The sequence below is a fragment of the Microbacterium bovistercoris genome (assembly GCF_003387575.1).
GTDB lineage: Bacteria > Actinomycetota > Actinomycetes > Actinomycetales > Microbacteriaceae > Microbacterium > Microbacterium bovistercoris.
Map to the genome: position 1 here is coordinate 45,937 of NZ_QUAB01000044.1, position 24,109 is coordinate 70,045.

Here is a 24,109-nt window from a genome sequence, read left to right on the forward strand (position 1 = left end):
GTCAGCTCTCCTTCGGAGCGGTGGGGGACTTCCGGGGTGCGGAGCCGTCGAGCAGCCGCTCGTGTCCGCGGGCGAGGTCGTCGACGGCGGCGGCCAGAGTGGGGTCCTCGCCTCGGGCGAGGCCAGCGTACTCCAGGGTCACGCCGGCGTCACCGGGGGTCGCCTTCACCCACATCCGCCGCCGCGGCACGAAGAGTGCCAGCGAGAGGCTGACCAGTGCGAGCACGGCGAACACCAGCACCCACACCGCGGACTCGTCGTGGTGGATCTGCAGCGAGACGTAGCGCTTCACGGATTGAGTGAAGTCCTTGGCGCCTTCCGGCGACTCGTCCTCGAACGTCACGGTGCCCATGCCGTTCGGCAGCTCCGCGGTCTTGCCCGGCTCGAGCTGGATCGAGGTCACGTCTGTGCCGCGGCCGGTGAGCTTGGTCATCGGGTTGGTGTCGAGCACGTACACCGACTGCGGGGTGCCGTCGTCGATGCCGAGGTCTCCGACGTAGACGTCGAGCGTGAGCATCGGACCGAAGAGGTCGGGATAGGCCGAGGTGAAGGCCCCGGTCGAGAGCTTTCCGGCCGTCGGGTAGAAGAAGCCGGTGAGCGCCATCTGCTCCGGCATCCCGTCCGGCACCTTCAGCACGCCGAGCGAGGTCATGTTGTTGTCCTGCGGCAGGAAGGCGACGGGGCCGCTGGTGACGACCTCGCCGTCGGCGTTGCGCACCGTGATGCTGGGAGCGTAGCCGTTGCCGAGCAGGTAGACCTTGTCGGCGCCGATGCTCAGCGGATGGTTCACCTTGACCACGCCCTCGTGCTGGGAGTCGTCGGCCTCGGTGACGGTGACGTTCGCGGCGAAGTCGCCGGCCTGCCCGGCGCCGGCGGCGCCCGGCGGCTGGTAGGTCACGTCGAAGGAGTCCAGCGTCATCCGGTACGGCTGCAGGGCGTCGTCGCCAACGAAGCGGCCGCGGTTGATCGAGTCGTAGTCGGTGAGGATGTTGACGAAGTTGCGCCCCTCGATCACGACCTTCTGCCCCGTGTAGGCGAGTCCGCCGCCCACGCCGACGGCGACCAGCACGCCGACCAGCGAGATGTGGAAGAGCAGGTTGCCGGTCTCGCGCAGGTAGCCGCGCTCCGCCGAGACCGAGCGCACCGACCCGCGGTCGTAGCGCGCCACCCGGTAGCCGAGTGCCTTCAACTGCTTCTGCGCGACGTCGATCGCGCGGCCGGCCTCGGCATCCGACCCTTCGACGGGCTCAGGGACCCAGATGCGCTCGACGTGGTCGTCCAACCGCGACAACCGAGCCGGCGTGCGCGGCGGCAGCGCGCGCAGCGCCTTCAGGTGGTGCTTGATACGCGGGATGATGCAGCCGATGAGCGACAGGAACAGCAGCAGGTAGATCGCCGAGAACCAGGGTGACGAGTACACGTCGAACAGGCTCAGCCTGTCGAGCACGGGGAACAGGTCGGGATTGTCGGTCTGCCACTTGATCACGCCGTTCGGGTCGGCGGAGCGCTGCGGGAAGATCGAGCCGGGGATCGCCGCGATGGCGAGCACGAGCAGCAGGATGATCGCCACGCGCATCGAGGTGACCTGGCGCCAGCCCCAGCGCAGCCAGCCGGTGAAGCCGAGCTTCGGCTGGTTGATGTCGCCGTCTTCGGCGGATGCCGCGGAGTCGATGTGGTCGGCGGGACGCAGCGGGTCGCTCGCGGCGGAGGTGCCCTCCTTCGGAGCCTTCACGTCAGAGCGGGAGGACGACATTGCCCATCACCGCCCCGACCCGAGACATGATCTGGGTCCAGACACCGGTCACCATGAGAACGCCGAGCACGATGAGGAGAACGCCTCCGATGATGTTGATGACGCGGATGTGACGGCGCAGGAAGCCCACCGTCCGAGTCGCCCAGCCGAAACCGAGCGCGATGAGCAGGAACGGGATGCCGAGGCCCAGCGAGTAGGCCACGCCGAGCAGGGCCGCCCGTCCGGGGGTGCCGACGTTGACCGCCAGAGCCGAGATCGCGGCGAGCGTCGGGCCGAGGCAGGGCGCCCAGCCGAGACCGAGGGCGACCCCCAGGAGCGGCGCGCCGATCAGGCCGGTGGCCGAGTTCACATGCAGGCGGCGCTCGCGCTGCGCGAAGCCGAAGAAGCCGAGGAAGACGAGTCCCATCGCGATGATCACCACACCGAGGATGCGGGTGATCAGCGGCATCCACTCGAGCAGGAACATGCCGGCGGTGCCGAACAGCACGGTCATGCAGACGAAGACGACGGTGAAGCCGGCGATGAACAGCAGCACGCCGAGCAGCAGGCGGCCCTTGCCGGTTCCGCTCCCCTTCGCGGGTCCTGAGCGAGCGGAGCGAGACGAAGGGCGCTCAGGGTCCGCGGAGCGAGACGAAACGCCGCCGGCATCCGCCCCCACAGCTCCCCCGATGAACCCGAGGTACCCCGGCACGAGAGGCAGCACGCACGGCGACAGGAACGACACGAGGCCCGCCAGCATCGCGAGCGGGACGGCGAGCCAGAGCGCGCCGGACCCGATGATGTCGACCGGACTCACGCCTTCTCCGCGAGGGTGTCCTGGATCAGCGTGGAGAGCACGGACGGTCCGTCGATGGGACCGATGATGCGCGCGGCGACCCGACCCTGCCGATCGAGGACGAGGGTCACCGGCGGCGCCTGGATCGGCGTGACCTTGGCGAAGGCCAGCTTGGCCTTGCCGCTCTCGGCGTCCATGATGCTCGGGTAGGTGACGCCGAACTTGTCGGCGAACGCCTTCGCGGTGTCGGCCGCGTCGTAGATGTTGATGCCCACGAATGCGACGCCGTCGTCCTGGTGCTTCTGCCAGACCTTCTCGAGGTCCTTCGCCTCGAGGCGGCACGGGCCGCAGGACGAGTACCAGAAGTTGACCACGGTGACGTCGCCGAGCGAGTCGGCGCTGTCGAACTCGGTGCCGTTCTCCGTGGTGCCCGCGAACTCGATCGGCGCACCCCGGTCGGCGGGCTTGATCTCGGAGACCCGCACGTCGTTGGAACTGTAGACGGTGTCGCCCTTGCCGAACTCGTCTGCGGCGGGGTCATTGGCCGTGCAGGCGCTCAATCCGATGGCGAACACCGCGGCGAGCGCGGCAGCGATCACGGGACGTACACGGCGGGACACGCTGGGAATCGTACGCGGGAACCCTATGCACGCTCTGTAAGGTGCGGGCCCTCGAATCGGGCCAGCACGTCCGCCACGCCTGCCCGGAACCGCGGACAGGTGGCGATGTCGTGCGAGCGACATCCCATCGCATGCTCGGTCATCTCGCGCGATCGCCGCATCTCGTCCATCCGACGATCGAGGTCGTCCAGATGCGCCTGAAGCACCTGATGACGCCCGGCGCTTCCGTCGTCGAGCAGCACACCGATCTGCTCGAGGCTCATCCCCGCGGCCTTGCTGCGCTGGATCACGGCGATGCGGACGACCTCGTCCTCGCCGTACTTCCGCCGCCCGGCGGGGTCCCGTACAGGCCGGAGCAGCCCCACGGTCTCCCAGTGCCGCAGCACGTTGGTGGGCAGATCGAAGCGGGCGGCGACATCGCCCACGGACCACGGATGCACGGCGCTTGACTTCATGTTGACATGAAGTCACAGACTGAGGCCGAACGCAACCCATTCGTCGGAAGGACCGGACATGTACGACGCGATCATCATCGGCGGAGGCCCCGCCGGACTGCAGGCAGCCCTCACCCTCGGACGCATGCACCGCACGGTGCTGCTCCTCGATTCCGGCGAATACCGCAACGGCACCGTGCTGCACATGCACAACGTGATCGCGAACGACGGCACGCCGCCGTCGGACTTCCGCGCCACGGCGCAGGCGCAGCTCGCCGCGTACCGCGACGTCGAACTCAGGAACGTCGCCGCCGAGGAGATCACCGGCACCGAGGACGCGTTCGACGTGCGTCTGGCCGACGGCGCCGTGGTCCGATCGCGCCGCATCATCCTCGCCACAGGGGTGGCCGACGAGCTCCCCGATGTGCCCGGCCTCGCCGGTCTGTGGGGCGTGCGCGCGTTCGGCTGTCCGTTCTGCGACGGCCACGAGCACGCCGGCCGCCCGATCGCCGTGCTGGGCGCCGCTGCGCGCGCCGAGCACCTGATCGGCCTGCTCGGCCGCATCGCCTCATCGGTGACCGCCTTCCCGATCGACGCGCGGTACACCGAGGAGGAACGGCGGATGCTCGAGGGCGCAGGCGCCGAGGTGAGCGCGCTGCCGGTCCGCTCGGTCGTGTCCGCCCCGGAAGGCGTGACGCTGACGACCGAAAGCGGCGAACCCCAGGTCGCCGGTGTCTTCGTGGCCTCCGGTTCCCTGCGCCAGCGCGCCCCGTTCGCCGAGGCCCTCGGCCTGCGGATGCTGGGCTCCGGCGCGATCGAGGTCGACGACTTCGGCCGCACCTCGGTCGCCGGGGTGTTCGCGGCGGGCGACCTGGCCCATCGCGCCGCGCTCCCCGGCCCCATGGCCTCGGTGATCGCCGCGGCTGCGGCCGGTCAGCTCGCCGCAGTCGGCATCGTGCAGTCCCTGCTGGCGGGGTGACGCACGCAGCCGCGTCGGGCCCTCAGACCGCGCCCAGGTCGATGCCCGCCGCCGCAGGCTCGGCGTAGTCCACTTCGCGCCACACGTCGCCGACGCGCTCGAATGACGTCACGCTGCTCAGCGCGCAGCGCCGCGTGCGCGGATCGTGTCTCAGCTTGAGACCGGCGACACGGCGGTGGGTGATCCAGATCGGCGCCTGGTGCGAGACGAAGACGACATCGCCCTCGTCCGTGGCATCCCAGGCGTCGTCCATCGCCGCGATCATGCGATCGGCGATCGACTCGTAAGGCTCTCCCCAGCTGGGCATGTTCGGGTTGCGCAGCTGCCACCAGTTCAAGGGATTCCGCAGCGCCTTGCGCATCCGCCTGCCTTCGAAGAAGTTCGTGGGCTCGATGATGCGCTCCTCGAGCATCGGCGTCAGATCGAAGGCCGCGGCGAACGGCTCGGCCGACTCCTGTGTGCGCTCCAGCGGCGAGCACCGCAACTCGGTCACGGATCGTCCGAGACCGGCGACGTGGTCGGCGGCGGCCTGCGCCATCCCTCGACCCGCCTCGCTGAGGTGGAAGTCCGGCAACCTGCCGTAGAGCACGTGGTATGGGTTGTGCACCTCGCCGTGACGGACGAGGTGCAGTCGGGATGCCGGCATGCCCGCGAGTCTACTGATCGGCCGCTCTGCGGCATCCGCCCCCTCCCGTAAACTGGACCGATATCCCATCCCCTATCAGGAGGAATTCTCCGTGCTTCGCACACACACGGCAGGCTCGCTGCGAGCCGAGCACATCGGTCAGACCGTCACCCTCACGGGCTGGGTCGATCGTCGTCGTGATCACGGAGGAGTCGCGTTCATCGATCTGCGAGACGCCTCGGGCATCGCGCAGGTCGTCATCCGCGACGAGGAGATCGCGCACCCGCTGCGCAGCGAGTTCGTGCTGAAGGTCACCGGCGAGGTGTCGCTGCGCCCCGAGGGCAACGCGAACCCCAACCTGCCGTCGGGCGAGATCGAGGTCGTGGCGACCGATGTCGTCGTGCTGAACGAGTCGGCCCCTCTGCCGTTCCAGGTCTCCACCGGTCTCGAGGGCGGCGACCCCGTCGGCGAGGAGGTGCGCCTGAAGCACCGTTACCTCGACCTGCGCCGCCCGGAGCCGGCGAACGCGATGCGCCTGCGTTCGCAGGTGTACAAGGCGATCCGCGACGTGCTGCACGAGCGCGAGTTCATCGAGGTCGAGACCCCGACGCTGACCCGCTCCACGCCGGAGGGCGCCCGCGACTTCCTGGTGCCCGCCCGCCTGCACCCGGGCAGCTGGTACGCGCTGCCGCAGTCGCCGCAGCTGTTCAAGCAGCTGCTCATGGTCGGCGGCATCGAGAAGTACTACCAGATCGCGCGCTGCTACCGCGATGAGGACTTCCGCGCCGATCGCCAGCCGGAGTTCACGCAGCTCGACATCGAGATGAGCTTCGTCGACCAGGAGGACGTCATCGAGATGATGGAGTCCGTCATCACGGCGATGTGGGCGACCATCGGCGTCGAGGTGCAGACCCCGCTGCCGCGGATGACCTACGCCGACGCTATGGCCCTGTACGGCTCGGACAAGCCCGACCTGCGCTTCGGTCTGCCGATCGTCGAGGCGACCTCGTACTTCGCCGAGACGCCGTTCCGCGTGTTCCAGTCGGAGTACGTCGGCGCGGTGCTCATGCCCGGCGGCGCCTCGCAGCCCCGCAAGCAGCTGGACGCCTGGCAGGACTGGGCGAAGCAGCGCGGCGCCCGCGGCCTCGCGTACGTCCTGTTCAACGAGGACGGCACGCTCGGCGGTCCGGTGGCCAAGAACCTGTCCGAGTCGGAGCAGGAGGGCCTCGCCCAGCTCGTGGGCGCGAAGCCCGGCGACTGCGCGTTCTTCGCCGCCGGCTCGACGAAGGACAGCCGCGCGCTGCTCGGCGCCGCCCGCGTCGAGATCGGCCGCCGCCTCGGTCTGCTCGACCCCGACGTGTTCGCCTTCACCTGGGTGATGGACGCCCCGATGTTCGAGCCCGCCGCCGATGCCGTGGCTTCCGGGGACGTGGCCGTGGGCGCCGGCGCCTGGACCGCCGTGCACCACGCGTTCACCGGCCCGAAGCCGGAGTTCGAGGACACCTTCGACACCGACCCGGGCTCCGCCCTGGCCTACGCGTACGACATCGTGTGCAACGGCTCGGAGCTCGGTGGCGGTTCGATCCGCATCCACCGCGAGGACATCCAGAAGCGCGTCTTCAAGGTGATGGGCATCAGCGAGGAGCAGGCGCAGGAGAAGTTCGGCTTCCTGCTCGACGCCTTCAAGTTCGGCGCCCCGCCGCACGGCGGCATCGCGCTGGGCATGGACCGCGTGCTGCAGCACCTGACCAAGACCGACTCGATCCGCGAGGTGATCGCGTTCCCGAAGTCGGGCAATGGCTTCGACCCGCTCACCGAGGCGCCGGGCACCATCACGCCCGAGCAGCGTGCCGAGGCCGGCGTCGACTTCGTCCCGGAGGACGAGTCGGAGGATGCTCCGGCCCAGGCCTGATCTGCTTCGCCGAGACCCCGCCTGATTCACGCGAACCAGGCGGGGTCTCGGCGTTCCGGCGGGGTCTCGGCGGGGCTGAGAGACTGGAGCCATGCTCGATGCCCTCCCTCTGCCGCATCCATTCCACTCCCGTGCCGGGGAGGCGGTGCTGCGCCGCGCGACGCCTGCCGACACGGATGCGGTGATCGCCCTGCTGGCGGATGACCCGATCAGTGCATCGCGCGGCGATCAGGCATCCGACGACGACCGGCCCGCCTACGCCGCGGCCCTCGTCGAGATCCTCGCCGACCCGTCGAACGACCTGCTCGTCGTGGAACTCGACGGTGCGGTGGCCGGCACGCTGCAGCTCACGCTGATCCCGGGGATGGCTCGGCAGGGCGCGAAGCGCCTGCTGGTCGAAGCGGTCCGCGTGAGCAGCGCGCTGCGCTCCTCCGGCATCGGCTCCGCGGTGATGCGCTGGGTGTCGGATGCCGCCGCGCCGGCACTCGGTGCCGCGCTGGTGCAGCTCACCTCGGATGCCGCGCGCACCGACGCGCACCGCTTCTACGAGCGCCTCGGCTACGTCGGCTCGCACGTCGGCTTCAAATACCGCGTACCGCGCTGAGCGGAACCCGGTGCTTCCCTCCTGACGGTTTCGGCGCTACGTTCATCCCAGAGGGGATCACCCTCGGACCCGAACGAGAGGGGTTGCCCTATGGCAGGAAAGTTCGAGCTCTACACAGACAAGGGCGGCGATTGGCGCTTCCGTCTGAAGGCCGGCAATGGCGAGGTCATCGCCACGAGTCAGGGTTACTCGTCCAAGGCGAGTGCCCTGAACGGCATCGACTCGGTCAGGCGCAACGCCGCTGACGCAGAGGTCGTCGAAGTCGACGACTGAGAGATCAGTACCAGGAGGGCGGGATGCTTCGGCATCCCGCCCTCCGCTGTGTCGGCGACGTTACGCCGCGGATCGGAATTGACCCCCGTCAGGGGTCTGAAATCCACTCTCCACTCGACCACCGGCCAGGCACAGCACGGCCAGCCGGTACGGTGAGAAGTGCCGAAATCCGTTCTGGGGACGGAATTCGGCCGTGGCTCTGTGCCCTCAGAGCCGTCGCAGGTCGCGGGCTGAGTCCGGCTCCGTAGGCCTGACCGTCCTGCGCGCCCGAACGCCACGGCGACGTGAGTCGAGAGAACTGGGGATCTTCATGACTGTCGTGCCCGAAACAGGGGTCAGCCGTCGCACACTCGTCAAGGGAGCCGCCTGGGCTGTTCCCGCACTCGCCGTCGCGACGGCGGCGCCGCTCGCCGCAGCCAGCGATCCGACGCCGCAGCCGCCGGTGTTCGATGTCAGTGACGGGTGCGCGACCACCGGTAACGGCACGGGCTGCGCCGGGGGCAACAAGACTCCGCAGGTCCCTTTCACCGTGACCAACACCACCACCGACACCCTCTACCTCCAGGTGCTCGGATCGCAGTCGTGGATCGCGGGCAAGCCCAGGCCCACGAGCTGGTCCTCCGCCCGTGTCTTCGAGGACAACGGCACGCAGAACGACTGTTCACCCGAATACACCGAGACGAGATGCGGTGGGTACATCAGCGTCGCAGTGGCTGCGGGGGAGACGGCGTCGCTCTGGCTGGTCGGCACCCAGCTGGGCAGTGCCGGTGCGTTCCACATGGCCATCGAGTACCGCTGGGTCGAGGCGGACTGCACCGTGGTCGTCCCGACCGCGCAGGTCACGTCCGGCCTGATCTCGTCCAGCAACAACTGCGCCTGAACCGCCTTCTCACGGGGCATCCGGATCCGCGATGCCGTGGCGCCAGGCGAGCCGGACGAGGTCGATCTTGGTGCGCACCGGATGCCCCAGCGCGATGTACTTCTGCTTGATGCGCTTGAGATATCGGCGTGCGGTATCCGGCTTGACGCCGATCGCCTCGGCCGCCGCGGTGATCGAATGCCCGTCCACGTACAGCTCGAGCACACGGGCCTCCTGCAGCGACAACTGCGGCAGTCGCGAGTCGTCCCGAGCCGCGGCCTGCGCCCGCTCCGTGATCACGGTCTCTCCGGCCAGTACCCGCGCGACCGCGTCGGTGAAGACCTCGAGGTCGTCCCGCTTCGACACCACGCCGTCGACGCCGGCCGCCCGGATCCGATGGAACTCGTGACGGATGTCGAGCGATGAGACGAGCAGCACCCGCACTCCGGCGCTGCGCAGCCTCGCGACCGCCTGCAGGTCGCGCCCGGTCGGATCGAGCGGCAGGAGCTCGGCGACCACGAGGTGCGGCCACCGCGTCTGATCGCGTTCTCCCATCCATCTGATCAGGTCGTCGATGTCGTCGCTCTCATGCACGACGTCGAGCCGCGCAGGCCCGCTCAGCAGACGCACCTCTCCCCTGCGCTGCAGCACGTGCGGCTCGACCACCGCCACACGTCGCCGCACGCGCTTCGACGCACGTCGCGCCATCCCCTCATCCGCAGATGTCCCCATACTCCAAGAGAGCGGATTCTGCGCAGAACATGACGCGACCGCGCCGAGATTCTGCCCGGAGCGCCGCTCAGAGCACGCGGGAGAGGAAGTCCTTCGTGCGCTGCTCCTGCGGGTTCGACAGCACCTCGCGCGGGTCGCCCTGCTCGACGATGTTGCCATCGGCCATGAAGATCAGGCGGGAGCCGACCTCGCGGGCGAAGCCCATCTCGTGCGTGACCACCAGCATGGTCATGCCCTCGTCGGCCAGCTGCCGCATCACCTGCAGCACCTCGCCGACCAGCTCGGGATCGAGCGCCGACGTCGGCTCGTCGAAGAGCATCATGTCGGGGTTCATGCACAGCGCCCGCGCGATGGCGACGCGCTGCTGCTGACCGCCGGAGAGGTGGCTCGGGTAGGCATCCGCCTTCTCGGACAGGCCGACGCGGTCGAGCATCTCGCGGGCGAGCTTCTCCGCATCGGCCTTCGACCGCTTCTTGACCCGCCTCTGGGCGAGCGTCAGGTTCCCGAGCACGCTCATGTGCGGGAACAGGTTGAAGCTCTGGAACACCATGCCGATGCGCTGGCGCACCCGGTCGATGTCGGTGTCCTCATCCGTGATGTCGATGCCCTCGATGAGGATCGTTCCGCTGGTGGGATCCTCCAGCACGTTCACCGAGCGCAGCAGGGTGGACTTGCCGGATCCGGACGGCCCGATGATGCACACCACCTCGCCGGCGGTGACGGTGAGGTCGATCCCCTTGAGCACCTCGTTGTCGCCGTAGGTCTTCACCAGTCCGCGCACCTCGATCGCGGGTGCGTGGGTGTCGATCGCTTCCGTGGTCATCGCTGCCTCGCCATCCGTCGTTCCAGCCACGCCACGTAACGTGTGAGCGGGATCGTCACCACCAGGTACAGCAGCGCCGCCATGACGAACGGCGTGGAGTTCGCGAACTGCGAGATGCCGTCGCGCGCGAAGGTGGTGAGTTCCTTGGTGTACAGGGTGGAGCCCGCGATGAACATCAGCGAGGTGTCCTTCAGCAGCAGCACGAACTCGTTGGTCATCGGCGGGATGATGATGCGGAAGCCCTGCGGCAGCACCACCCAGAACATCGTCTTCATCGGCGACATGCCCAGCGAGCGGGATGCCTCCGTCTGCCCCTTCGGCACCGCCTGGATGCCTGCGCGGATGGTCTCGGCCATGTACGCCGACGAGACGCAGATCAGGCCCAGCAGACCCGCGCCCACCGAGCCACCGGGGAACTGCACCTTCAGGGCGATGGGCAGCATGAAGGCGAACGCGAAGATCGTCATCAGCGCGGGGAGGCCGCGGAACAGCTCGATCCACACCGTGGCGATCCACCGGAACGGACCGACGCTGGACAGCTTCATCAGCGCCAGTACGATCCCCAGCAGCAGGCCCCCGAGGAACGAGACCACGGTGAACACGATGGTGTTCTTCAGCCCGATCGTGATGATGCCCGGGAGCATCTTCATCGCGATCTCGGGGTTCGCGAACTGCTTCTGCACCGCCGACCAGTCCGTGACGATCAGCATCCACAGCAGCAGACCGCCGAGCACGACGTACACCGTGCCCTGATAGAGCCTGCTCCGCGTCCTCTTGCGCAGCGCCATCGGGATCGCCTTACTCGGCGGAGAAGTACGAGTCGTAGATCTTGTCGTACTCGCCGCTGTCGCGCAGCTCGCCGAGCGCCTTGTTCACGGCCTCGCGCAGCTCGACCTTCTCGCCCTTGGCGAAGGCCCAGCCGTACTGCTCGTCAGTGTTGTACGTCTCGACCACCTTGTAGGTCTCGTCCGCCTTCTCGTGCTCGATGTTCACCGGCAGGTCCTGCAGGATCGCGTCGATCTGCCCGGCCTGGATCGCCGGCCACAGCTCGCCGTCGGAGGGGAACTGCACGAGCTCGGCGCCCTTCGCGTTCTCGGTGGCGTAGCTCTCGCCGGTGGTGCCCTGCTGCACGCCGACCTTCTTGCCGTCGAGGCCGTCGATGCCCTCGATGCCCGAGTCGGTGCGCACCAGCAGCGACTGCAGCGAGTCGTAGTACGGGTCAGCGAAGTCGATGTTCGCCTTGCGCTCGTCGGTGATCGTCATGGCCGAGGCGCCGATGTCGCAGGTGCCGGCCGCCAGCGTCGCGCCGGACTGCAGCGCGTCGAACCCGGTGTCCTGCACGGCGAGCTTCAGGTCGAGCTTCTTGGCGATCGCGTCGAGCAGATCGATATCGAAGCCGGTGTATCCGGTGCCGTTGTCGCCGCCCTCGAACTCGAAGGGGGCGTACGGGATGTCGGAGCACACCGTCAGTGTGCCCTCGGCCACGAGGTCGTACTCCGCGCCGGCCGCAGGCTTGTCGGAGTCGCCACCGGAACCGGGGTTGCCGGCGCAGCCGGTGAGAGCGAGCGCGGCGACTGCAGCGACTGCAGCGCCGAAGAGAAGGGGGCGGCGACGGTTCATTGTCACTCCAGGGATCGGTCGGGTTCCCAGGTCTGGGGTGCATACATCCTTACACGACGCACGGGCATCGGTGACACCCGCAGCTGACCGAGCGGTCACGATTGCGTTGCAGTCAGACCTCGAAGTCGACGGCGACGCGGGACTCGACGACCGACCGGATGTAGCCTGCGGCCTCCACGTGCGCCGGGTGCACCTGGTACGCGTCGAGGGCTTCGACGTCATCGACGTCGGCGACCAGCGCGACGTCCCAGTTCGAGTCGATCGGCACGGCGTTCGCGCCGGCGCGCACCGCGCGCAGCTGCGGGACGACGCCGTCCAGGGCGTTCAGACGGCGGGCAACCTCGGCGGCCTGCTCTGCGCGCTCCGCGGCATCCTCGCTCGCGAGCTTCCACATGACGACGTGACGGATCACTTCGACTCACTCCGTTCGCTCAGCACAAGCACTGATCTTCTCCTCCAGGGCGGTGCGCAGCCGGTCGGGCGATACCCGCCAGTGCGCGTGGAACTCGCCGTCGATCAGCACGACGGGGATCTTCTCCCACCACAGCTCGTACAGGGCGGGGTCGTCCGCGATCGAGGCCTCGACGATCTCGATGCTCTCGGCCGCAGCATCCGGCAGCTGCGCGACGACCTGGTCCACCACCTCGGACGCGACATCGCAGAGGTGGCAGTCCGGCTTGCCGATCAGCGTGAGCGTTGTCACGGCAGGTCGATCTCGCGGCCCTGGGCCCGCCACTCCGCGGTACCGCCGTCGACGTTCGTGGCATCGTAACCGCGTGCCTCGAGCGCCTCGACGACGCGGGCGGAGCGCCCGCCCACCTCGCAGATCACATGAAACGCCTCGGCGGGCAGCTCGTCGAGCCTGCCGCCCAGTTCCGACATCGGCAGGTTGATCGCGCCGGGAACATGACCGCGGGCGAACTCGTCGCGCTCACGCACGTCGATGAGCGGGATGTCGGCGGCTGCGGCGAGCTGTTCGACGGTGATCGACTTCATGACATCCTTCCGCGGCGCAGACACGAAGCGCCCCACCGACCAGAGGTCGAGGAGCGCTCGGTGTCGTGCCGCTTACTTCTTGTTGCGGCGCTGGTGGCGAGTCTTGCGAAGCAGCTTGCGGTGCTTCTTCTTCGCCATGCGCTTGCGGCGCTTCTTGATGACAGAACCCACGGGAACCTCTTTACGTCAGGGGCTGGGCGTCGACTGCACGGACACCCGGGAACGGGCATGGAAAAATGCCCCGCGTCAGTCTAGCAAATCGTGGCGGCAGCCTCGCACGCGCTCACTCCGCACCGCCGTCGGTCACCATGAAGCGCCAGACCAGGGCGTGCCCGAGTGCCACCAGCACGATCAGGAGAAGGGCCTCGACCTGGACACCGGAAAGACCGAGCGGAGCAGCCAGTTGCGGAGCGATGCCGATCACCGCGATCCCCGCATACACGATCACCGTGCCGACCTGGAGCCATCTCACGGTCGTCGGCGTGCGGTCCGCTCGTGCCTGAGAGACCAGCCGCAGCATCGAGATCCCGCCGACGACGGCGATCACCACGAAGGTGAGGCGCCAGATCAGCGGATTGTCCGTGCCACCGACCTGGGCGAACAGACCCATCAGCGCGGGCAGCAGGAAGGAGAGATAGATGCCGCCGATCGTGCGGCGCATCGAAGGATCGGCCGCCCACTCCCTGTGCGCGCGCACGACGTTCCACCACAGGCCCGTGAGCGTGAAGCAGGTCGTGGAGAAGAGGGCGTAGAACGTGCTGAGGTCCACGTGCCCTCCTCGGATCAGCCGGCGTCCGCGATGGGGCGCTGCAGCGCCTCGGCCACGGCCGACTCGGGCACGCGATAGCTGCGACCGAACCGGATCGCGGGCAGTTCGCCGGAGTGCACCAGCCGGTACACGGTCATCTTCGAGACCCTCATCAGCTCGGCCACCTCGGCCACCGTGAGGAATCGGACGTCAGGAACCTCGGGCATCCCACATACCCCTTTCTGCTGTTGCCCAACCTTAGAGCCGCGCTGCGACGGATGTAAACCTCTGTGACCCGTGTGATCGCTGTGACCGGCACGACAGGGCGCGCTCACATCGGTTGTCGAGGCTGCTCCCAGCGCGCTCGCATCCGCAGCGCATCACGCGCATAGGTCGGTGCGGCAGGCTGGTCGCACGGCCGCTTCCCCCAGGCGGCCGCTCCCCCAGAAGGCGGACCCGGGTCCGCCGGGCGCCTCCGCCAGCGGCCTTCTCCCCCCTGCGCTGCTGCGGAGGCGTCATCTCCCCGCGCGGGCCTCTTCCCTGGCCGCCGCATCACGCCTCGCCTGGCGCTCCTCCTTGCGAGCGGCGCGCAGCGCCTTCTCCGCCTCTCGGACGCTCTTGACCGCAGCACGGACCCGCTTGTCCCCTGCGACCGCAGCGCTGTCGTCCTGCAGCCAGGTGGCCGCATCAGCGTGGGCGTGACCCCGGTCGAGACCCGCGATGTACACCTCGACGCCTTCGAGATAGCGCTCGACCGAGAACCGGAACGGGTCGTCCTCGGCCAGGAACACGCCCGCTTCGATCGCGGCGCGGAGCGCGGGGAACTCGGCGGCGGTGATCACCCGGTCGAAGAGGGCGGCCTCGCGGACAGTGATCTCCTGCGGCGACAGACCGCTCGTGCGCGCCTGCTCCGTGTAGCCGGCGAGCACGGTGCCGTACCAGCGCGCCTGTCCCGTGACGGCGAGCGACACCGCCAGCCGCTCGGTCGCTGTCAGCGGCGTCTCACCGAGGGCGTCCAGCGCGCAGTCCAGCCAGGCGGAGCTGTTCGGGGTGATCGGCGACCCGGTGATGGGCAGCGAGAGGATCCACGGATGGCGCAGGTAGATCAGGACCTCCGCCTCGAACTGTGCGCGCAGTCGCGCGCGCCAGCCGTCGTACTCGCGGAGCTCCTGCGGCGGGAGTCCGATCGCCTGCTCCTCCATGAGCAGCAGCAGATCGTCCTTGGCACTGACGTAGCGGTACAAGGACATCGGCGTGAAGCCGAGCTTCGCCGCCACTGCGGCCATCGAGACCGCGCCGATCCCCTCGGCGTCGGCGAGCTCGACCGCCGCGTCCACGATCCGCTCGACGCTCATCTCGCGCTTGGGCCCGCGCTGCGGGTTCGCGGCGACACCCCAGGCGAGGGCGATCCCGCGGGGCAGCTCTTCGGGTTCGACGTCCGTCATACCCGCAATCCTATTCTTGTGTACGCCATAAACAGTGTGTTACCGTCATAAACAGTTTGAACCGTATACAGAAAGGATGCCGAGATGTCCCCTGCCATCGACGTGCGGGGCCTTCGGGTCTCGTTCGGCGCGCACACCGTGCTCGACGGCCTCGACCTCGAGGTCGCACCCGGCGAGGTGTTCGCCCTCCTCGGCCCCAACGGGGCCGGCAAGACCACCGCCATCTCCGTGCTCACCACGCTGCTGGCCGCGACGGCCGGCACCGTGCGCGTGGCCGGCCACGACGTGTCATCCGCGCCCGTGGAGGTGCGCCGGCGCATCGCCCTCACCGGGCAGAGCGCCGCCGTCGACGACATGCTGACGGCCACCGAGAACCTCGTCATGCTGGGACGCCTCTCCGGCCTGACTCCGCGCGCAGCGCGCGACCGCGCCGCGGAACTGCTCGCTCGCTTCTCGCTCTCGGATGCCGCGGACAAGCGCGTGAAGACCTTCTCGGGCGGCATGCGCCGTCGCCTCGACCTGGCCCTCAGCTTCGTCGTCGTGCCCGAGGTGCTCTTCCTCGACGAGCCCACCACCGGCGTCGATCCACGCAGCCGGCTCGACCTGTGGGAGGTGATCCGCACGCTCGCGGATGCCGGCACGACCGTCTTCCTCACCACGCAGTACCTCGAGGAGGCGGATCTGCTCGCCGACCGCGTCGCGATCCTGGACGGCGGACGGATCGTCGAGACCGGGACGCCGGCGCAGCTGAAGGCCCTGGTCGGCAGCGACACCGTCGTGCTGCACGGTCCCGACGACGTCGTGCTCCGCGAGATCCCCACCGACGGCAGCGTCGCAGGGCTGCGGCGCGTGCTCGACCAGATCGACGACACGGATGCCGCGGCATCCGTCACCCTGCGCCGGCCGACCCTGGACGACGTCTTCCTCAGCCTCACCGGCGCGCCGCGCGACGACGCCCGCATCCCCCAGGAGATCGCATGACCGCCACCGCCGCTCCCCTCGCCCTGCCCGCCCCGCGTCCCCGCATCCGCGGGTTCGCCGCCGAGCGCGTCTTCGTGCGACGCAGCCTCACGCAGTCGCTGCGCGACGGCGAGTCGCTGAGCATGTCGATCATGCTGCCGGTGACGCTCATGCTGCTGTTCACCTTCGTGTTCGGCGGTGCGCTGCAGTCGGACGGCAACTACGTCGACTACGTGGTGCCGGGCATCATCCTGCTCTGCGCGGGCTTCGGCGCCGCCACGACCGCGACGTACGTCTCGCGCGACATGACCAGCGGCATCATTGACCGGTTCCGCACGATGCCGCTGCGAGCGGGAGCCGTGCTGACCGGGCACGTCGTCGCCAGCCTGGTGCGCAACCTCGTCGCCACGGCCGTCGTCATCGGCGTGGCACTGCTGCTCGGATTCCAGCCGACGGCGAACATCGCCGGCTGGGTCGCGGCCGCAGCCGTGATCGCGCTCTACATCCTCGCGATCACCTATCTCTATGCCGCGATCGGACTCGCGGCCGGCAGCCCGGAGGCGGCCAGCGGGTACGGATTCATCCTGCTGTTCCTGCCGTACCTGTCCAGCGCCTTCGTGCCGATCGACACCATGCCGTCCTGGCTTCAGTGGATCGCCACATATCAGCCGGTCACGCCCATCATCGAGACCATCCGCGGACTGCTGATGGGCACCGAGCTCGGCACGCAGCCGGTGTGGGCGGTCGGCTGGTGCGTCGTGATCACCGCCGTCGCCGTGCTCTGGGGCGCCTGGCTGTTCGGCAGGCGCCGCGCCTGAGCGCTACGCGCCGAAGCGCTTGAGTGCGCTGGTCACCGCGTACTTGGCGGATGCCGCGGCGCGGCCGACGACCTCGGCCGCGTGCGCGGCCCCGTCGGGAAGCGGCATCAGGTCGATGTCGGGCGCCTGGTCGCCGAACGCGTCGACCAGGAACGGCACCAGCCAGTCGTCGACCTGCTCGAGCGGGGCCACTGAGATGCTGTAGAACCGGCGCTGCCCGTCTTCGCGGACCGTCACCAGGTCGGCGTCGCGCAGCACCTTCAGGTGCTTCGAGACGGTGGGCTGGCTGACCCCGAGTTCGCTGACGATCTCGGTGACGCTGGTGCCGCCGTCATCCTCGTTCTCACGGCGCAGCAGGAGCTGGAGGATGTCGCGCCTCGTGCCGTCCGCGATCACGTCGAAGATGTCCGTCATGTGTTCAGGGTAGCCCGCGGCGTGTGCGTCGCCTAGCCTGCCGGAGCCGCGCCGCCGCACGGAGTACCATGACGGAGGTCCGGCGGGCGCCGCCGCCCGGGTCGCAGACGGAGAGGAGGGGTCCGATGTCGAGCAGTGTGCCGGCATCCGCTTCTCGCATCTCCCTGCGCGCGCTCGGTTCCCAGCTGCGCCACTTCGTGACTTCGTCGCCGTCGCGCTTCGCGATCGTCGTCTTCGCCCTGCTGATCCTGCTCTGGACTGCCCTGCTGTCGTTGCCGATCGCAACCGCGGACGGGAAGATCCCGCCCCTCAGCGACGCGCTGTTCACCGCCGTCTCGACGATCTGCGTCACCGGCCTCACGACCGTCGACATGAGCGCGTACTGGTCACCCTTCGGGCACGTCGTGATCTTCGTCGGCGTGAACATCGGCGGTCTGGGCGTGCTGACCCTGGCCTCTCTCATGGGCATGGTGATCTCGAAGAAGTTGGGTCTGAGCGCCAAGCTGATGGCCGCCGGCGACACCAACCCGCTCCGCGCGCACGGCGGAGCGGTCAACGAGAGCCAGACCGTGCGCTTGGGCGAGGTCGGCCAGCTGCTCACGACGGTCGCGATCTCGGCCCTCATCATCGAGATCGGCATCGCCGTGCTGCTCTACCCGGCGCTGGTGATGGCCGGCGTCGATCCCGTCTCGGCCCTGTGGGAGGCGCCGTACTTCGCGGCCATGTCGTTCACGAACACCGGATTCGCGCCCAACGACGGCGGCGTGGCCATGTTCGCCGACGACTACCTGGTGCTGATCCTGCTGATGGCGGGCGTGTTCCTCGGCAGCATCGGCTTCCCTGTGATCTACTCGCTCGCCAAGCACCACTGGCACTTCAAGCGCTGGTCGCTGCACGCGAAGCTCACCATCGTCACCACGGTGCTGCTGTTCTTCGTCGGCGCCGCAGTCTTCCTCCTTCTCGAACACAGCAATCCCAAGACGTTCGGGTCGATGGATGCCGTCGACACGACGGTGCAGGCCTTCTTCCTGTCCGCCATGACCAGATCCGGCGGCTTCAACGTCATCGACATGAACGACCTGTACGGATCGTCGATGCTGGTCGGCTGCATGCTGATGTTCGTCGGCGGCGGCTCGGCGTCGACCGCGGGCGGCATCAAGGTGACCACTCTCGCCGTGCTCGCGATCGCGGTGTGGTCCGAGGCGAAGGGGCGTCAGTCGGTGCAGGTGTTCGGCCGCCGCATCCCCAGCGACGTGCAGCGCGTGGCGCTCAGCGTCGTCGCCTGGGGCGCGACGATCGTGGCGGTGTCCACCGTCGCGATCACGCAGATCACCGGCGACGACGTCATCGACGTGCTCTTCGACGTCATCTCGGCGTTCGGCACGGTGGGCCTGAGCTCGGGAGTCACGGCAACGCTGCCGGACGCCGGCTCCTACATCCTCGCGGCGACCATCTTCATGGGGCGCGTTGGTACAGTGACACTCGCCGCGGCGGTCGCCGCGACATCCCGATCGCAGCTGTACTCGCTGCCCGTCGAAAGGCCGATCGTTGGTTGAGATGGTGCGGGGCGACGCCCCGGTGCTCGTCATCGGACTCGGACGCTTCGGCGCGGCCTGCGCGGGCGAGCTGGACCGGCTCGACCGCGAGGTGCTGGCGATCGACGGCGACCTCGAGCTCGTGCAGAAGTGGTCGGAGCGGGTCACGCACACCGTGCAGGCGGATGCCCGCAACCTCGACGCACTCCGGCAGATCGGCGCGCAGGACTTCCAGGTGGCTGTCGTCGCCGTCGGCTCGCTGATCGAGGCATCCGTGCTGATCACGGCGAACCTCGTCGACCTGAAGATCCCGCAGATCTGGGCGAAGGCGGTGTCGCAGTCGCACGGCAAGATCCTCGCCCGCGTCGGCGCGAACCACGTGATCTACCCCGAGCGCGAGGCCGGCGAGCGGGTCGCGCACCTGGTCTCGGGACGCATGCTCGACTTCATCCGCTTCGACGACGATTTCGTGCTGGCCAAGATGTACCCGCCGAAGTTCATCCGCGGCGTGCGCCTGAACGAGTCCGGTGTGCGCACCAAGTACAGCGTCACCGTGGTGGGGGTGAAGAGCCCCGGCAAGCCGTTCCGTTATGCGGAGGCCGACACCGTCGTCACCAACCACGACCTCATCATCGTCTCGGGCACCAACAGCGACATCGAGCGCTTCGCCGGCCTCGATCGCTGACGCTCAGGCCCCGGCGGCGAGTTCGCGGGCCCGGGCCAGCGCGGCATCCGTCGCGCTCGCGAACACCTCGTCGAGGTGCGCGTCCTGCAGCACGGCGATCGCGCGCTCTGTGGTGCCCTTCGGGCTCGTGACCCGTCGGCGGAGCTCGGCAGGATCCTCACCGGACGCGTCCAGCAGAGCGGTCGCGCCGATGAAGGTCTGCTCGGCCATCAGGCGGGCGTCCGCCTCGGAGAAGCCCTTGCCGATCGCGGCCTTCGTGAGCTCCTCGACGAGCAGGAAGACGTAGGCGGGGCCGGAACCCGAGATCGTCGAGAGAGCGTCGATCTGCGACTCCGGCACCTCGATCACCGCGCCGACGGTCTCGAACAGGCGGCGCACGAGCGCCATGTCCTCGGCCGTCGCCGCGGAGCCCGCGGCGAGCCCGGTCACGGCCTTGCCGACGGTGGCGGGGGTGTTCGGCATCGAGCGGATCACGTGAGCCTCGGCGCCGAGCACACTCGCGAAGGTGTCGAGGGTCACGCCGGCGGCGAGGCTCACGACGATGGCGTCGGGCCGCAGTGAGGGCGCGATCTCGCGCAGCAGGTCCGGCACCATCGCCGGCTTCACGCCGACCAGCAGGATACGGGCGGATGCCGCGGCATCCGCGTTGCCCTCGGGACGATCCGCGAGCGCGATGCTCGTGACTCCCGGCAGCGCGGCGAGCGCGGCCGCCTTCTCGGCAGTGCGGTTGGTCGCGGTGATCCCCTCCGTGCGGATGCCGGAGGCGACGACCCCCTGCAGGATCGCACCGCCCATCGAGCCGGCGCCGAGGAATGCGAGGGAGGGGAGCGATTCAGCCATGCCTCCATCCTCCCGCATCTGCTCGCCGTAGACTCGTGCCATGAGTGCATCCGGTGGCAGCAAGGCGATCATCGCGGCGTTCCTGGCGAACATGGGCATCGCCGCCGCGAAGCTCATCGCCTGGGCGCTCTCGGGTTCGGCGTCGATGCTCGCCGAGGGCATCCACTCGATCGCCGACTCCGGCAACCAGCTGCTCCTCCTGCTCGGTGGCCGCAAGGCGAAGAAGTCGGCGGATCGCTCGCATCCGTTCGGCTACGGGCGCGAGCGCTACGTCTACGCCTTCGTCGTGTCGATCATCCTGTTCTCGCTCGGCGGCCTGTTCGCGATCTACGAGGGCGTCGAGAAGATCACGCACCCGCACGCGCTGGACCCGGTGTGGTGGTGGCTGCCGATCGTCGTGCTGGTGGTCTCGATCGGACTGGAGTCGTTCTCGCTTCGCACCGCGGTGCGCGAGAGCAACCAGGTGCGCGAGAAGGGCCAGTCCTGGTTCTCGTTCATCCGTCGTGCGAAGGCCCCTGAGCTGCCGGTCGTGCTGCTCGAGGACATCGGCGCGCTGACCGGTCTGACCTTCGCCCTGCTCGGCGTCGGCCTCACCGTGATCACCGGCAACTCGGTGTTCGACGCGATCGGCACGCTGATGATCGGCACGCTGCTCGTGCTGATCGCGCTGATCCTGGGTATCGAGACGAAGAGCCTGCTGGTCGGCGAGGGCGCCACCGACGCCGACCACGACCGCATCGTCGACGCGATCAACGACGGCCCCGAGGTGTACAAGCTCATCCACATGAAGACGCTGTACCTCGGGCCGGACGAGCTGATGGTGGCCGCCAAGATCGCCCTCCCCCAGGACAAGGCGGTGCGCGAGGCCGCCGCCGACATCGACGAGATCGAGAAGCGCATCCGTGCTGCCGTACCCGTCGCCCGCGTCATCTACATCGAGCCGGACATCTACCGCCCCGCCCTCGACCCCGAGCCCTCCACCGACGCCTTCGTGCTCAAGTCGGCGGACTGACGGGTCGCGCCGCTTCAGCGGCGGGCTTCGAAGAAGTCCCGCAGCAGCGCGGTGGCGGCATCCGCCTGCACACCGCCGATCACCTCGGCACGGTACGGCAGTCGTCGGTCGCGCAGCACGTCGTACATCGACCCGGATGCCCCCGCCTTGTCGTCCCAGGCTCCGAACACGACACGGCCGATGCGCGCCTGCAGGATCGCCCCGGCGCACATGATGCAGGGCTCGAGCGTGACGACGAGGGTGCAGTCCTCGAGGTTCCAGTCGCCGGTGGCGGATGCGGCGGCGCGCAGCGCCACGACCTCGGCGTGCGCCGTCGGGTCGTGGGTCTGCTCACGGAGGTTGCGGCCCTCTCCGATGACCGCGCCCGCGGCGTCGAGCACGACCGCGCCGACCGGCACGTCGCCCGCGGCGCCGGCATCGGCGGCGAGCACGAGAGCACGGCCCATCGCGGACTGGTCGGCTGCGGTCATGGTCTCGACCATAGTGCGGATTCTTCCTGTGGCATCCGCGAAGTAATCTGTATCCATGCGCGTACACGTGGCCGACCACCCCCTCATCACCCACAAGCTCACGGTGCTGCGCGACGAGCGCACGCCGTCACCGGTGTTCCGCCAGCTGACCGAGGAGCTCGTGACGCTGCTCGCCTACGAGGCGACCCGGAACGTGCACGTGAGCCCGGTCGAGATCCAGACCCCGGTGACGAAGACCATGGGCGTGAAGATCTCGGAACCGCGCCCGATCGTGGTGCCCATCCTGCGCGCGGGTCTCGGCATGCTCGAGGGCCTGGTCAAGCTGCTGCCGACGGCCGAGGTCGGTTTCCTGGGCATGGTGCGCGACGAGGAGACGTTCGAGCCGACCACCTACGCCGAGCGGCTGCCCGACGACCTCAGCGACCGGCAGTGCTTCGCGATCGACCCGATGCTCGCCACCGGAGGCTCGCTGGGCGCCGCGATCCAGTTCCTGTTCGACCGCGGGGCGAAGGATGTGACCGCGATCTGCCTGCTCGGCACTCCGGAGGGCGTCGCGGCGATCGAGGAGCTCGTCGGCGACCGGGATGTGACCCTGGTGCTGGGCGCCCTCGACGAGCGACTCAACGAGAAGGGCTACATCGTGCCCGGCCTCGGCGACGCGGGCGACCGCCTGTACGGCACGGTCTGACGCGACTCGGCGGCGGCTGGGCCCGGCGCTGCGGGAGATCCGCGCGAGACTCTGATTTCTGCATGAGACCCACGTCCGGCACGGGGGTCCCGTGCAGAAATCGAGGTCTCGCGAGCGAGGAGGATGCATGGCTGCGGCCGAGTGGTGGGATGTCACCGACGCGGACGGCGTGCCGACCGGCGCGACGTTCGAACGAGGTGCGCCCGGCTGGCCGCCGACTGGCGGATTCCATGTCGTCGCGACCGTCTGCGTGCGCCGCGACGACGGGATGCTGCTGCTGACGCAGCGCTCGGCGACGAAGGACTGCCCGCTGGATTGGGAGTTCCCCGGCGGCAGCGTGCTCGCCGGTGAGACGAGCATCGAGGGAGCGGCGCGTGAGCTACGCGAGGAGACCGGCATCGCGGTGTCCGCGGAGTCGATGGCGTTCGTCGGGCGCTTCGCCGAGGAGAACGCGCTGATCGACCTCTACGTCGCCCCGGCGGCGTCGGATGTCGAGGTCGAGGTGGATCCCGTCGAGGTCGCCAGTGCGGAGTGGCTGACGGTCGACGAGGTCGAGGCCCGATGGCGCGGCGGGCTGATGGCGCCGCCGTGGGAGGCCCGGCTCGACGCGCTGTGGGCGCCTCTGCGGACCGTGCTCGCCGGCCGCTGACCGCCGTTCCCGGCCTACACGCCTCCGACCTTTCCCGCCCGGATGTCCCCTGCTCGGTGCGGAGGATCAGACTGCCAGAACGTAGCTGCGCTCGTCGCCGTACTGCGTGAAGCCCGCACGGGCGAGGATCGGCGCCGAGGTCGACACGCGGCCCTTCACGAGGGCGGTCGTGGCACCGAGATCGGCGCCGACGCGCAGACGCTCGGCGAGCACTGCGCGGTAGGCGCCGCGACCTCGGTACTCGGGCAGAGTGGCGGCGCCCCAGAGGCGGACGAAGCCGCCTGCGACGGTGCATCCGCCAGTGCTCACCGGACGTCCGTCGAGGCGTGCGAGCACGCGGCCCCCGTCCCCCGCGTCGAGCGCCGCGACGACCTCGGCGAGTTCCTCCCGCAGCCCGGCCTCGTCGAGCGGATGCTGCTCCCACACGGGAACGTTCACCAGATCGACGTCGCGCACCTGGTCGAGCGTGCGCACGATCTCGGTCTGCGCGTCGGCCGGCACATCGATCGGGTCGCCGGGAATCGGCCGCGCGAACACCGTGACCGTGTCTTCATGGACGGCGCCGCGACGGATGAATTCGTCCTCGAGATCCGGCCCGTCGGAGGGGTTCGTCCAGAACGTCAGCCGGGTCGCGCCCCACTCGCGGCTGCGCTCGATCGCGTGGTCGACGACCGACGCCGCATCGGCGGAGGAGCGCACCTGCGAGGCGCGCACCCCACCGCCGAAGCGCTCCGGATACCTGACCAGCTGCAGGTGGGCATCATCCTGCTCACTCCCGCGTGGGAACCACGCCCACGCGGCCGATGCCCGGAGGATCTCGTCTTCGCTGTGCATTCCGGC

Annotated in this window: 32 protein-coding genes; 12 read left to right on the forward strand and 20 right to left on the reverse strand. The window is 69.1% G+C overall.

Annotation, left to right across the window (positions count from 1 at the left end; translation table 11 throughout):
- Position 1 precedes the first annotated feature (1 nt).
- Genes resB through DY023_RS11775 form a run of 4 tightly spaced genes read right to left on the reverse strand, consistent with a single transcriptional unit; the run spans position 2 to position 3,603 of the window.
- Positions 2–1,753 (reverse strand): cytochrome c biogenesis protein ResB, encoded by a 1,752-nt coding sequence (gene resB / locus DY023_RS11760; RefSeq protein WP_116242533.1) that lies wholly within the window; start codon positions 1,751–1,753, stop codon positions 2–4.
- The gene (locus tag DY023_RS11765; protein ID WP_181905831.1) at positions 1,734–2,549 is read right to left on the reverse strand and encodes a cytochrome c biogenesis CcdA family protein; all 816 of its coding nucleotides are present in this window, start codon (positions 2,547–2,549) and stop codon (positions 1,734–1,736) included. The genes resB and DY023_RS11765 overlap by 20 nt, the downstream gene beginning before the upstream one ends.
- On the reverse strand, positions 2,546–3,148 hold the full coding sequence (locus DY023_RS11770; protein WP_342770999.1) for a TlpA family protein disulfide reductase: 603 nt from the start codon (positions 3,146–3,148) through the stop codon (positions 2,546–2,548). The genes DY023_RS11765 and DY023_RS11770 overlap by 4 nt, the downstream gene beginning before the upstream one ends.
- Before the next feature lie 23 nt (positions 3,149–3,171).
- A complete protein-coding gene (locus DY023_RS11775) occupies positions 3,172–3,603 on the reverse strand; it encodes a MerR family transcriptional regulator (protein ID WP_116242534.1) in 432 nt (143 codons plus the stop codon).
- 58 nt (positions 3,604–3,661) lie between these two features.
- Between DY023_RS11775 and DY023_RS11780 the strand changes: the two genes are divergently transcribed.
- Complete coding sequence (locus tag DY023_RS11780) at positions 3,662–4,561, forward strand: NAD(P)/FAD-dependent oxidoreductase (protein ID WP_116242535.1); 900 nt, start codon at positions 3,662–3,664, stop codon at positions 4,559–4,561.
- 22 nt (positions 4,562–4,583) lie between these two features.
- Here the strand turns inward: DY023_RS11780 and DY023_RS11785 are convergent, their stop codons facing one another.
- Positions 4,584–5,207, reverse strand: coding sequence for a histidine phosphatase family protein (locus DY023_RS11785; protein WP_116242536.1), 624 nt, complete (start codon positions 5,205–5,207; stop codon positions 4,584–4,586).
- A gap of 91 nt (positions 5,208–5,298) precedes the next feature.
- Here DY023_RS11785 and aspS point away from each other — a divergent pair, with 91 nt between their 5' ends.
- The 4 genes from aspS to DY023_RS11805 all read left to right on the forward strand — a co-directional run bounded on the left by aspS (position 5,299) and on the right by DY023_RS11805 (position 8,855).
- A complete protein-coding gene (gene aspS / locus DY023_RS11790) occupies positions 5,299–7,098 on the forward strand; it encodes an aspartate--tRNA ligase (RefSeq protein WP_116242537.1) in 1,800 nt (599 codons plus the stop codon).
- Between the two features lie 91 nt (positions 7,099–7,189).
- The gene (locus DY023_RS11795; RefSeq protein ID WP_116242538.1) at positions 7,190–7,702 is read left to right on the forward strand and encodes a GNAT family N-acetyltransferase; all 513 of its coding nucleotides are present in this window, start codon (positions 7,190–7,192) and stop codon (positions 7,700–7,702) included.
- Between the two features lie 90 nt (positions 7,703–7,792).
- Positions 7,793–7,975: a YegP family protein gene (locus DY023_RS11800; RefSeq protein WP_116242539.1), complete on the forward strand. Its 183-nt coding sequence runs from the start codon at positions 7,793–7,795 to the stop codon at positions 7,973–7,975.
- Between the two features lie 310 nt (positions 7,976–8,285).
- The gene (locus tag DY023_RS11805; protein WP_116242540.1) at positions 8,286–8,855 is read left to right on the forward strand and encodes a hypothetical protein; all 570 of its coding nucleotides are present in this window, start codon (positions 8,286–8,288) and stop codon (positions 8,853–8,855) included.
- Positions 8,856–8,864: 9 nt separating this feature from the next.
- Here the strand turns inward: DY023_RS11805 and DY023_RS11810 are convergent, their stop codons facing one another.
- From DY023_RS11810 to DY023_RS11860, 11 genes are all read right to left on the reverse strand, one after another.
- Positions 8,865–9,542, reverse strand: coding sequence for a response regulator transcription factor (locus tag DY023_RS11810; protein ID WP_181905833.1), 678 nt, complete (start codon positions 9,540–9,542; stop codon positions 8,865–8,867).
- A 91-nt stretch (positions 9,543–9,633) separates the two neighbouring features.
- Positions 9,634–10,389 (reverse strand): amino acid ABC transporter ATP-binding protein, encoded by a 756-nt coding sequence (locus DY023_RS11815; protein ID WP_116242542.1) that lies wholly within the window; start codon positions 10,387–10,389, stop codon positions 9,634–9,636.
- On the reverse strand, positions 10,386–11,177 hold the full coding sequence (locus DY023_RS11820; RefSeq protein WP_116242543.1) for an amino acid ABC transporter permease: 792 nt from the start codon (positions 11,175–11,177) through the stop codon (positions 10,386–10,388). The genes DY023_RS11815 and DY023_RS11820 overlap by 4 nt, the downstream gene beginning before the upstream one ends.
- 10 nt (positions 11,178–11,187) lie before the next feature.
- Positions 11,188–12,009: a transporter substrate-binding domain-containing protein gene (locus DY023_RS11825; protein WP_116242544.1), complete on the reverse strand. Its 822-nt coding sequence runs from the start codon at positions 12,007–12,009 to the stop codon at positions 11,188–11,190.
- A 112-nt stretch (positions 12,010–12,121) separates the two neighbouring features.
- Positions 12,122–12,421: a Dabb family protein gene (locus DY023_RS11830; protein ID WP_245958677.1), complete on the reverse strand. Its 300-nt coding sequence runs from the start codon at positions 12,419–12,421 to the stop codon at positions 12,122–12,124.
- Positions 12,422–12,427: 6 nt separating this feature from the next.
- On the reverse strand, positions 12,428–12,712 hold the full coding sequence (locus DY023_RS11835) for a glutaredoxin family protein (protein WP_116242545.1): 285 nt from the start codon (positions 12,710–12,712) through the stop codon (positions 12,428–12,430).
- Positions 12,709–13,005 carry a rhodanese-like domain-containing protein gene (locus DY023_RS11840; protein WP_116242546.1) on the reverse strand — a complete coding sequence of 99 codons (297 nt, stop codon included), beginning with the start codon at positions 13,003–13,005 and terminating at the stop codon, positions 12,709–12,711. Before DY023_RS11840 ends, DY023_RS11835 begins: the two co-directional genes overlap by 4 nt.
- A gap of 72 nt (positions 13,006–13,077) precedes the next feature.
- Positions 13,078–13,176, reverse strand: coding sequence for a 30S ribosomal protein bS22 (locus DY023_RS11845; protein ID WP_003792170.1), 99 nt, complete (start codon positions 13,174–13,176; stop codon positions 13,078–13,080).
- A 112-nt stretch (positions 13,177–13,288) separates the two neighbouring features.
- Positions 13,289–13,774, reverse strand: a complete 486-nt coding sequence (locus DY023_RS11850; RefSeq protein WP_116242547.1) for a hypothetical protein — start codon at positions 13,772–13,774, stop codon at positions 13,289–13,291.
- Positions 13,775–13,788: 14 nt separating this feature from the next.
- Positions 13,789–13,980: a helix-turn-helix domain-containing protein gene (locus DY023_RS11855; protein ID WP_116242548.1), complete on the reverse strand. Its 192-nt coding sequence runs from the start codon at positions 13,978–13,980 to the stop codon at positions 13,789–13,791.
- Positions 13,981–14,268: 288 nt separating this feature from the next.
- On the reverse strand, positions 14,269–15,198 hold the full coding sequence (locus tag DY023_RS11860) for a TetR/AcrR family transcriptional regulator (protein WP_116242549.1): 930 nt from the start codon (positions 15,196–15,198) through the stop codon (positions 14,269–14,271).
- Positions 15,199–15,282: 84 nt separating this feature from the next.
- Between DY023_RS11860 and DY023_RS11865 the strand changes: the two genes are divergently transcribed.
- Complete coding sequence (locus tag DY023_RS11865) at positions 15,283–16,179, forward strand: ATP-binding cassette domain-containing protein (RefSeq protein WP_116242550.1); 897 nt, start codon at positions 15,283–15,285, stop codon at positions 16,177–16,179.
- On the forward strand, positions 16,176–16,976 hold the full coding sequence (locus DY023_RS11870) for an ABC transporter permease (protein WP_116242551.1): 801 nt from the start codon (positions 16,176–16,178) through the stop codon (positions 16,974–16,976). The genes DY023_RS11865 and DY023_RS11870 overlap by 4 nt, the downstream gene beginning before the upstream one ends.
- Before the next feature lie 3 nt (positions 16,977–16,979).
- Here DY023_RS11870 and DY023_RS11875 read toward each other — a convergent pair whose 3' ends face one another.
- Entirely contained in the window at positions 16,980–17,390 is a 411-nt protein-coding gene (locus DY023_RS11875) for an ArsR/SmtB family transcription factor (protein WP_116242552.1), read from the reverse strand.
- A gap of 125 nt (positions 17,391–17,515) precedes the next feature.
- Here DY023_RS11875 and DY023_RS11880 point away from each other — a divergent pair, with 125 nt between their 5' ends.
- Positions 17,516–18,946 carry a TrkH family potassium uptake protein gene (locus DY023_RS11880; protein ID WP_116242553.1) on the forward strand — a complete coding sequence of 477 codons (1,431 nt, stop codon included), beginning with the start codon at positions 17,516–17,518 and terminating at the stop codon, positions 18,944–18,946.
- Between the two features lies 1 nt (position 18,947).
- Entirely contained in the window at positions 18,948–19,610 is a 663-nt protein-coding gene (locus tag DY023_RS11885) for a potassium channel family protein (RefSeq protein WP_425453462.1), read from the forward strand.
- A gap of 3 nt (positions 19,611–19,613) precedes the next feature.
- Here the strand turns inward: DY023_RS11885 and proC are convergent, their stop codons facing one another.
- Positions 19,614–20,450, reverse strand: a complete 837-nt coding sequence (proC, locus tag DY023_RS11890) for a pyrroline-5-carboxylate reductase (protein WP_116242643.1) — start codon at positions 20,448–20,450, stop codon at positions 19,614–19,616.
- Positions 20,451–20,490: 40 nt separating this feature from the next.
- Here proC and DY023_RS11895 point away from each other — a divergent pair, with 40 nt between their 5' ends.
- Positions 20,491–21,462: a cation diffusion facilitator family transporter gene (locus DY023_RS11895; protein ID WP_116242555.1), complete on the forward strand. Its 972-nt coding sequence runs from the start codon at positions 20,491–20,493 to the stop codon at positions 21,460–21,462.
- Between the two features lie 14 nt (positions 21,463–21,476).
- Here DY023_RS11895 and tadA read toward each other — a convergent pair whose 3' ends face one another.
- Positions 21,477–21,932 (reverse strand): tRNA adenosine(34) deaminase TadA, encoded by a 456-nt coding sequence (gene tadA / locus DY023_RS11900; RefSeq protein ID WP_116242644.1) that lies wholly within the window; start codon positions 21,930–21,932, stop codon positions 21,477–21,479.
- Between the two features lie 55 nt (positions 21,933–21,987).
- On the opposite strand from tadA, the gene upp reads away from it, so the two are divergent.
- Together upp and DY023_RS11910 are read left to right on the forward strand one after the other, a co-directional pair.
- Positions 21,988–22,620, forward strand: coding sequence for a uracil phosphoribosyltransferase (gene upp / locus DY023_RS11905; RefSeq protein WP_116242556.1), 633 nt, complete (start codon positions 21,988–21,990; stop codon positions 22,618–22,620).
- Between the two features lie 127 nt (positions 22,621–22,747).
- Positions 22,748–23,269 carry an NUDIX domain-containing protein gene (locus DY023_RS11910; protein ID WP_116242557.1) on the forward strand — a complete coding sequence of 174 codons (522 nt, stop codon included), beginning with the start codon at positions 22,748–22,750 and terminating at the stop codon, positions 23,267–23,269.
- A gap of 66 nt (positions 23,270–23,335) precedes the next feature.
- Here DY023_RS11910 and DY023_RS11915 read toward each other — a convergent pair whose 3' ends face one another.
- Positions 23,336–24,103 (reverse strand): GNAT family N-acetyltransferase, encoded by a 768-nt coding sequence (locus tag DY023_RS11915; protein WP_116242645.1) that lies wholly within the window; start codon positions 24,101–24,103, stop codon positions 23,336–23,338.
- Positions 24,104–24,109: the final 6 nt, after the last annotated feature.